8 protein-coding genes are annotated in these 9,211 nt (G+C 44.5%); 7 read left to right on the top strand and 1 reads right to left on the bottom strand.

Annotation, left to right across the window (positions count from 1 at the left end):
* Positions 1–591: 591 nt before the first annotated feature.
* Positions 592–1,146 carry a DUF4125 family protein gene (locus JEY82_RS17845; protein WP_304088164.1) on the top strand — a complete coding sequence of 185 codons (555 nt, stop codon included), beginning with the start codon at positions 592–594 and terminating at the stop codon, positions 1,144–1,146.
* A 25-nt stretch (positions 1,147–1,171) separates the two neighbouring features.
* Entirely contained in the window at positions 1,172–1,906 is a 735-nt protein-coding gene (locus JEY82_RS17850; protein WP_304088166.1) for a sulfite exporter TauE/SafE family protein, read from the top strand.
* Between the two features lie 100 nt (positions 1,907–2,006).
* On the opposite strand, the gene JEY82_RS17855 is transcribed toward JEY82_RS17850, so the two are convergent.
* Positions 2,007–3,506 carry a sigma-54-dependent Fis family transcriptional regulator gene (locus JEY82_RS17855; RefSeq protein ID WP_304088168.1) on the bottom strand — a complete coding sequence of 500 codons (1,500 nt, stop codon included), beginning with the start codon at positions 3,504–3,506 and terminating at the stop codon, positions 2,007–2,009.
* A 305-nt stretch (positions 3,507–3,811) separates the two neighbouring features.
* Here JEY82_RS17855 and JEY82_RS17860 point away from each other — a divergent pair, with 305 nt between their 5' ends.
* The 5 genes from JEY82_RS17860 to JEY82_RS17880 all read left to right on the top strand — a co-directional run.
* On the top strand, positions 3,812–6,265 hold the full coding sequence (locus JEY82_RS17860) for a glycyl radical protein (RefSeq protein ID WP_304088171.1): 2,454 nt from the start codon (positions 3,812–3,814) through the stop codon (positions 6,263–6,265).
* Between the two features lie 93 nt (positions 6,266–6,358).
* Entirely contained in the window at positions 6,359–7,252 is an 894-nt protein-coding gene (locus JEY82_RS17865; RefSeq protein ID WP_304088173.1) for a glycyl-radical enzyme activating protein, read from the top strand.
* 151 nt (positions 7,253–7,403) lie between these two features.
* Entirely contained in the window at positions 7,404–7,571 is a 168-nt protein-coding gene (locus tag JEY82_RS17870) for a hypothetical protein (RefSeq protein WP_304088176.1), read from the top strand.
* A gap of 221 nt (positions 7,572–7,792) precedes the next feature.
* Positions 7,793–8,143 (top strand): winged helix-turn-helix domain-containing protein, encoded by a 351-nt coding sequence (locus JEY82_RS17875; RefSeq protein WP_304088179.1) that lies wholly within the window; start codon positions 7,793–7,795, stop codon positions 8,141–8,143.
* Positions 8,144–8,578: 435 nt separating this feature from the next.
* Positions 8,579–9,211: hypothetical protein (locus JEY82_RS17880; RefSeq protein WP_304088181.1), on the top strand; the 633-nt coding region annotated here is incomplete at its 3' end.

Consider the following 9,211-nt stretch of genomic DNA (forward strand, 5'->3'; position numbering starts at 1 on the left):
CAATGATGCTTTTCTACAATCCTCCTGCCATATGGCGTTATCCCTTATTACGTCGAGACATCAAAAGGTCATACTCCTCCAAGCAACCACACCATGCGGCAATTGACCTTTCTTTGACTGTAGAGAGGTGAACGAAACCTCTGCACCCTTCAGCACTTCAGTTGAAAGCAGCTTTGCCAGCTACTGCCTCGACATAAAGCAAATAGGGTGCCAGTTAGTGAATTTATTCACCATTGCCATATACCATTAAAAATAAAGAGTTTTTTAAGAAAGAACCTAAAAGTACAAATATAGATTTAAAAAATATGTATCTTTTTCTTAAAAAATTTTTCTTTTTTGATTCTTTTTTTCTGTACGAAACAGACTCAGTAGTTGGTACCAAAAAAATCATAAAAACACACACATGATATTTATCAATTATATTAGACAAATACGAAACAAAAGAAATCTCCTACCTTATAGATGGAACTAAAAGCTTAAACGGCACCGGCTTTGCACAGCGCCCGCAAGTTCTTTTTTTCATTTGAACAAACCGGACAATGACTATTAATACCGCACTCACAATATTTCATAATAATCCGGGAGGACATTATGACCAATAAATACCGCGAAACTCTTATCAGTGAAATTATCGACCGCGAGCTAAACATGTTTCTGGCAGTAAAAAACCGCGGAGGCACATCGCAGTGTCAAGAACTCCCAGAATCCTTCCGCATCATGCGGGAAATTACCCACGGCGTGCTGCCGGACTCCTTTCTAGACTCCTATAAATGTGATCTCGAACAGGCTGAAAAAGAAGGCCGTAATTTCATGACCGAAAAATATGCCCTAATGGAATCATTAATTCCGACCATCAGCAACGCACCGCAAATAAAAGAGATTGTTCAAATTGAAAGTGAATGGCGCAAAGAAGTCGCGGCGCATTTTCCCAGAAGTGTCCAGCCCGATGGACATGAGAGTTTCTGCCGTTATCTAGGCTGTGAACTCCAGACTTACTCCATCGCAACAATAATCGAGTACTACGATTACATGAAATCAGCGCAACAGGAACTCCGCAATCTTGTGCGGGAACGTTACGAACTGCTGATGCGCAAACTGGGCTACGCTTCTTTGCAGGATTGTGAAACAAAACTGACAGCACGCTAGCCGTTCAGCATGGAGAAAATGTCAGATGCCTGATTCCATATCTATTTTTGTTTTCTTCGCGTGGCTTATCGGCGGATTTGTTTCCGGCGTCAGCGGCATAGGCGGAGCCATGGTCGCGGTGCCGATCGCTTCCATATTCATCCCCATGCATGAGCTTATCCCGCTCAGCTGCATATTGAATGTTGTCATGGACGGCTGTATCGCCTGTATGCACTTCCGCTACTGTCGCGTGTCTGCGTTGTGGCCCATGCTGGTCGGGTCTCTGCCCGGAGCCTTTGCCGGACTATTTATTCTTCAATATGTTTCAGGGGCTGTATTACAAGGGGGAGTTGGTGCATTGCTGCTCTACTACGTCTATTGGCAGCACACATATAAAGTGAAAGAAGCCCGAAGCGAGTCATGGGCGCGCGGCGGAGCAGCCGGATTCGGAGCTGGACTCCTCGGAACAGCTATATCCTTCGACGGTCCACCCATCGGGGCATACGGATTGTATGTCGGCTGGCAACCTCGCGTATTTCTCGGAACACTAGGTGTATTCTTCGTCATCAGAGGCTCCATGACCTGCGCCCTGCAATTTGGCGCAGGATTATATACTCCGCACGTACTGGAATATGCCATGTACGGAATACCAGCCACCATAATCGGGACTCTTTGCGCATTTCCAGTTGTAAAACACATAAACCTTGCAACCTTCAGACGTGTGCTAATGTGCATCATCGTGTTGGCCGGTTCAGTCTGCATTCTGCGCTCCATGCTATAAACTTCCTCCGTTTGAAAAAATATCAAAAAAATATCAGGCCTGATGTGCATAAAATACGCATCAGACCTGATTTTTTTTAAATTTACCGATTACAACTGTATTAATCTATTTCTACATCAAGCAATTTTATTTTATAACGCAAACCGGCTCCGGTAATTTGCAGGATACGGGCTGCCTTAGCCACATTACCTCCAGTAACCTCCAGCACATTACGAATGCATTGTGCCTCATATTCCTGCATACAATTTTTAAGCGGAACCACACTGTTCCTCTTAATCCCGGAGTAATCAAAATAATCTTTACCGGTTAGAAAAGTTTCTCCCGCCCTCTGCAAAGATTCCATATGCTTCGGCCCCTGTGCGGAACCTACAGCTTTGCACGCTTCACGGAAATGAAGAGGCAGACAACACCGTTCAATAGAAGATCGTTCCCCGAGCAAAGCCAGACTACCCTCAATAACATGCAGTAATTCCCTAATATTACCCGGCCAATCGTAATCAAAAAACATCTGTAAAATTTCAGGGTCTACCCCTATCGGCTTGCCGCCCTGATTCTGTTCAGAACTTTCTATAAAAGTTCGCATCAATAGCGGAATATCCTTTTTACGATGACGGAGCGGAGGCACAGCAATACCCACAACAGCAAGACGATAAAACAAGTCACTACGCAAAATCCCCTGTCCCACGGCATTAAGGGGAGATTCGTTCAAAATGCTGATAACCCGCACGTCCACAGGAATTTCAGTGCGCGAACCTAAACGGCGCACCCTCTTTTCCTGAAGCACGCGCAACAGCTTCGCCTGCAAACCAAGCGGCATGGAATTAAGTTCATCCAAAAGCAATGTGCCACCGTCGGCCTCTTCAAAAAGACCGGGCCTGTCACCAGCGTCTGTGTAGGCACCTTTAGCCGTACCGAATAAAATTGCTTCAAGTAGATTTTCAGGAATAGCGGCGCAGTTTTCAGCAATAAGTGGCTGGTTACGCCGCGCACTTTCAGCATGAATGGCCTGCGCAAAAACTTCCTTACCGGTTCCGCTTTCTCCCCAGATCATCACATGTGAAGGAGATTTAGCCGCAGCACGAGCCTCAACTAGAACGTCGAGTAAAGCTTCGTCTTCGCCGACAAGACTGTCGAATGTATAATAATCATAAGTTTTTTTTATGGGCGCAGCAGATTTTGCGGGACGGGACTTATGCTCCACCAAAGGAGATGTACCGGTCCAGATGGTAAAAGCGATGACGCCATCTTTTTTGCCGCGTTCAAACAGTGGGAAAAAATCCGAAACAGTGCTGGCTAGAAAATTATTCGTTGTTTTATAGAAATAAGACTTCTTCAGGACAGGCTCAGCCTTCCGTAAACATTCAATGGTAGGAATACACTCCAGCTCATACGGCACGTACAGCTTTGTAATGTGTTCGCCTACCACATCAATGAGTCTGAACCCGTCAGCTTTGCGTTGAATAGGGTTCATATATTCGCAAATACCGTCACCATTCACCACTGCGACACCAATACCCATGTCATCCCAGATAGCGGTCATGGATGGGTTCAACACGTCTTTACGGCTGATATCAAAAAATTTTTCTTTATTGAAATACAAATTTCACAACCTCGACTATTTGAGTGCTGGCGGGGTCTTTCGCCGCCTTAAGCTGTTCTTTTGCTATCTAGACTGAAAAGAAATTTTTATCAAATGAAAAAATTTTATCGAAAAAGTTCTTTCCTTAAACTAATTACAAACTCACTAAAAAACTAGAAAATCAATATTTACAGATGTTTAATTGAAAAATACCGCATATCTCTAAATCTGGCACACCCCGTGCTAGTGAGAAAAGTAACAAACGAACGAATTCCATCTTTCACCCTGCTTCAGAAAAAAAATTACAACAAGGATAGGAGATAGAAATGAATACACTTTCTGCAAAAACAAACTCAGAAAACCAGACTGCTACACCTAAAGGTTACGGCATTGACTGGAATACAGCGGAACCACGAGTTAAAGAACTCAAAGATTTTTTGATGTCTGCTCCTCAGGTTATGGACCCCGAACGTCTGCAATTTCTGAATGAAGTTTATGAAGAATTCCGTGGTGAATCCACTTTCTATATCCGCGCTAAACTTTTTGAGCGTGTTCTGACCAAGAAAAATATCTTCCTAGACGGCAACCCCATTGTCGGCACACTGACTGGTGTTCGTGCCGGTGTATACGCATATCCTGAATGGAACGTTGCATGGATCAAAGAAGAAATGCAGATGGCTAAAATGGCATCTCTCGGTGAAATGAAAATACCCAGCGAAACTAAAGAATTGCTGGAAAAAACATATAAAAGCTGGAAAGGACGCACCTGTATCGACCTGAACAACAAAATGTTCAAAGATAAATACGGCATCAATCCTAAAAACTTTGCCAAGTGCGGCATGTATTATGAAAACGTCAGCGTTGCCAGTGGATCAGGTATTGCTGACTACCCTCTGATGCTGAACAAAGGTCTGCGCTGGCTCATCAATGATGTAAAATCCCGCTTTGAAAACTGCCCTACCACTTTGCAGAACAAAGAAAAGCATGACCTGTACCGTGCTATGCTCGTCACTTTTGAAGCAGTCATTGCCCACTCCCACCGTTATGCTGATCTGGCTGAAAAAACCGCCGTTGAAGAAAACGATCCTAAAGCCAAAGCTGAACTGCTGGAAATTGCTGAAATCTGTCGCCGCGTCCCTGAACACCCAGCACGCAACTTCCGTGAAGCTATCCAGTCCTTCTGGTTCATCCATCTTGCAATTGAAATCGAACAGATGGCCTGCGCAACTTCCCCCGGTCGCTATGGTCAGTACATGTACCCTTTCTTCAAGAAAGATATCGACGAAGGCAACCTTACCCGCGAACAGGTACTGACTCTCCTCAAATTCCAGTGGATCAAACACCTTGAACTGGCAGAATATCAGGGTAACTCATACGCACTGACCCTTTCCGGTCACACTGGTCAGTCCATCACCATCGGCGGCGTAGACAAAGACGGCAACGACGCCAGCACCGAGTTGGAGGAACTGCTCCTTGAAACCCAGATTCAGATGAAGAACATTCAGCCTACGCTGACTTTGCTCTATCATCCTAAGATGAAAGATTCTTATCTCAAAAAAGTGTCAGAATGTATCCGCGGCGGTTCCGGTCAGCCTCAGATTTTGAACAACAATGCAGTTATTCAGCGCACACTGGCTCGTTTCGCTCAGTATGATGAAGGCATCACTTTGGAAGATGCCAGAAACTGCGGTAACTACGGTTGCGTTTCCACAGGTATATGCGGCAAGGGCAGCTTTATCACTCAGGAAGATCAGCCTTGCCTAGCCAAAGTTGTCGAACTGATGCTCAACAACGGAAAATGCCCCGTCACCAAGAAAAAAGTCGGCGTAGAAAGCGGAAATCCTGCTGAATTCGAAACTTTCGATGACGTGTACAAAGCATACAAGATACAGCTCGATCATCTCTTCAACATGTCCAGAAAACATTCTGACCTGAGCCAAATGGCCCGTGTTCAGGTTGTTCCAAGCGTTTTCCGCTCCGCCATGTACGACGGTTGCATCGAAAAAGGTATCTGCGAAGAAGCAGGCGGCACCCGCTATCCTCAGGTCAACCCTATTATGACCGCAGGTATTGATGCCGCGAACTCCTTGCTCGCCATCAAATATCTGGTCTTCGAAACAAAACAACTGACCATGCAGCAGTTGCTTGACGCTATCAAATCAAACTTTGAAGGCTGCGAAGATATCCGTAAAATGTGCTTCGAAGCTCCAAAACACGGTAACGACGTTCCGGAAGTACAGGAATTTGTTCAGCAATACTACAGAGATGTAGACTCAATACATCATGCTCAGGGCCCCGACTGCTTCGGCTACAGGACTCCTCTGGATGCATATTCCTTGTCATACCACAACTACTTCGGAGCGCTCATGGGTGCCCTGCCTAACGGACGTAAAGCCGGAGTAGCTCTGACCGACGGTAGTGTTTCCGCAATGCCCGGCACCGACCATGAAGGAATTACCTCCCTCATCAAGTCCGGCGCAGAAGCCATCGACACAGTCCGCTACGGCGCAAACCACTTCAACGTGAAATTCTCCCCCGCAGTACTGGACGGCCCCAACGGAACCCGCACCTTGATTTCCCTGATCAAGACATATTGCGATTTCGGCGGCTCACACATCCAGTTCAACTGCGTAAGTTCCGAAACCCTCAAAGCCGCACAGGCCGACCCAACAGATTATTCTGATCTGGTTGTCCGTGTTGCCGGTTTCAGTGCCTACTTCACCAGACTAGATTGCGGCGTACAGAACGAAATCATCAAACGTACAGAATACGCATCATAAAAACTTAAAGATCAAACCGACCATTTGAAATCGCACAGAGACCCCCTCCTTATCTCTGTGCGATTTCACCACAAAAACACCCGCGGAGATACGATGAATCAGGGAATGATTTACAACATACAACGCATGTCCGTTCATGACGGACCGGGACTGCGTACCACTATTTTTCTTAAAGGCTGCCCGCTGACCTGTCTGTGGTGCAGTAACCCGGAATCACAAAAAACAACGCCTCAAATGATGTTTTTTGAAAAGCAGTGTACCGGTTGCGGCATCTGTGCAGATGTTTGTCCCAACGGAGCCGTAATCCCTTTAGACGGAAAATTCGGACGCGACATAGAAAAGTGTACTCACTGCGGCCTATGTACCGAATCGTGTTCCGGCAAAGCCCGCGAAATGTCAGGCAAAATGATGTCCGTAGAAGAAGTGATGAATACCGTACGCAAGGATTCCCTATTCTATGAAAACTCCGGCGGCGGTGTAACTTTCGGCGGCGGCGAACCTACTTCCGGTGGAGAATTCTTTCTGGAGATGGTGCAGGCCGTGCATAACGAAGGTTTCCATGTAACTGTAGATACTTGCGGATTCTGCCCGGCAGAACGTTTCGACAAAACCATCGAACTTGCAGATCTGTTTTTGTTCGACTGTAAACACATGGACCCGGAACAGCACCGGCAATTAACCGGCCAGGATAATGTATTAATTCTACGCAATCTACACGCTGCCTTGAGTTCCGGCAAAGAAGTACATTTACGTATGCCGCTGATGCCGAACATGAACGATTCAGATGAAAATATCGCTGCCATGGCAGATTTTTTAAAGGAATTCGACCGAAGCGAAATTGAAATTATGCCGTGTCATGCCTTTGGACAAAGCAAATATTTAGCACTTAGCAAAGCTCTTCCGCAGGTATCACAATACACGCCGGAAGAACTGGACATAGTTCTGGAAAGATTTGCCAAGCACGGGCTGCAGCCCGTCATGGTCTAACAATAACCATAATGGAGAAATAAATATGTTTACCGTTACCGTACCGGACGAAATGCTGGTAAAACTTCAGGCCATGCTTAAAGATGAAGATGACGACAGCTGTGTGAGACTGCGCGAATACAAACTAGGCGGAGGCTGACACGCTAAAATAGTGCTCGGTCTGGGCATTGATGAAGCTGATGAAGATGAAGACGTACAGATTGAAATAAATGAAGTTCCGTTTGTTGCTGAAAAAGACTTTCTGGCTAAACACGGTAAAGATTTTTCACTGACATTCAGTGATAAAAAAGAAGTTGTACTGACAGCTCTGGCTGCGTAATTTATACGCTATTTACGACAGCATCACGCCCCCCTTCTCCCCCCCGGGTTTTCCGGCAAGGGGGGGCGTTTTTTTCAAAAAACCTACATTTATGCCCCTCATAGTCACGAATCCCATAGTTTCAGACTGTCATCACATTTTTAGGACAAAATTCATTTTACACTTGAAATATTTTTGAAATACTGTATTTATATTTATCCAAATAATAACTCAGGTGATTTATGATAAATACTCCCAAATTTTATGACTTAATGACTCCAGTGTTGAGAGTACTTGAATCGCTTGGCGGTTCAGCTCACCTTTTGGAAATAACAGAACATATCGTTAACCACCTTTATCTTACTGAAAAAGCGTCTAAATATTTGAATAATCCAGGCAGGACACACCAAACTAAACTGGAATGTAGAATTTATCACGCTAATAAATATCTGTGTTGCTACGGGGTTCTTAAAGAAATCGAACCTGACATATGGGGGCTGACTGACAAATATAAGCCGGGGATGACTGTTACGCATGAACATATCATTAAGGCTGCGATGGAAAATTTAACTACTCAAAACAATTCAGCTTAAAACAACCCCAGCCATATTATATACCTTTTAAGAGTAAACCTCTTTAATTCCTTAAAAAATAACACAATTGATATTGACTCAACATTACTATCATTATAATTATTTTTACTAAGGGGAATTTAAAAAAGGGGTCTTTATGAATGAATTATACTGCAATTCTGGCATTATGCAATGCTCAATAATCCTGCTCAAGTCCATAATAAAGCCGAAACGAAAATTGCCGAGATGCTTCTGTGCATGCGAGCAATATATTCAACAATAAAAGTGTTTCGCTTTCACTCGCGCAAAACTTGCTGTGTGAAGGATATAAAAAACACTATTTTTTTTGTATAGAATTACGAACAGATAGTAAGTTAAATATAAAATTTTAATCCGAAGCTACTTTTCGACACAGCACAAGAGATTCGGACAAGATCATCAAAAAAAGAGAAAAATATGAATCCTGAAAATATCAGCAATAAAACCATAAATCTTCCCGGCAAAGGCGAGTCTGTAATATACAAAGTTGACGAGACCACCTCCTTCAATTTTGGATTCAATTATTCAGACGCGACATTCACTGGAAACGGTGACGACCTAGTTATTTCATCTGAAGATAATGGAATCATCATACTTGAAGGATACCTGCCGCTTGCGAAAGAAGAGCTGGTACCTGATTTTGTGCTCGAAGATGGAGAAGAAATACCAGGTAACGTATATCTTTTCGCTTTTTCTCAAGACTCTAATGAAATAGAAACCGCAGCCAATACCGGAACCAGTGGAAGTGGAGCCGGTGTATACGTTGATATGCAGGGACAACTCTTCGACAGCCAAGAGTCTCTCCAAGGACAGAAAGAAACCCCGCGTGACGGAATGAGTTCCACCGAAAGGGACTTACAGGGAGGCTCTTTCGACACGGCCGATGCAGCTTTTAATACCAATAAAGAAGCAGAAGAAGGCGATGGCACAGACACTGGTGGGACTGACAAGGGTCAAACAGAAACAGTAAACCATGCGCCGACCAGCACTCCGGTTGTTGTAACCACAAACGAAGATACCGACATCATCATTACCCAAGAAACGCTGCTT

Origin of the sequence: Maridesulfovibrio ferrireducens, from assembly GCF_016342405.1 — a bacterium.
GTDB classification, from domain to species: Bacteria; Desulfobacterota; Desulfovibrionia; order Desulfovibrionales; family Desulfovibrionaceae; genus Maridesulfovibrio; species Maridesulfovibrio ferrireducens_A.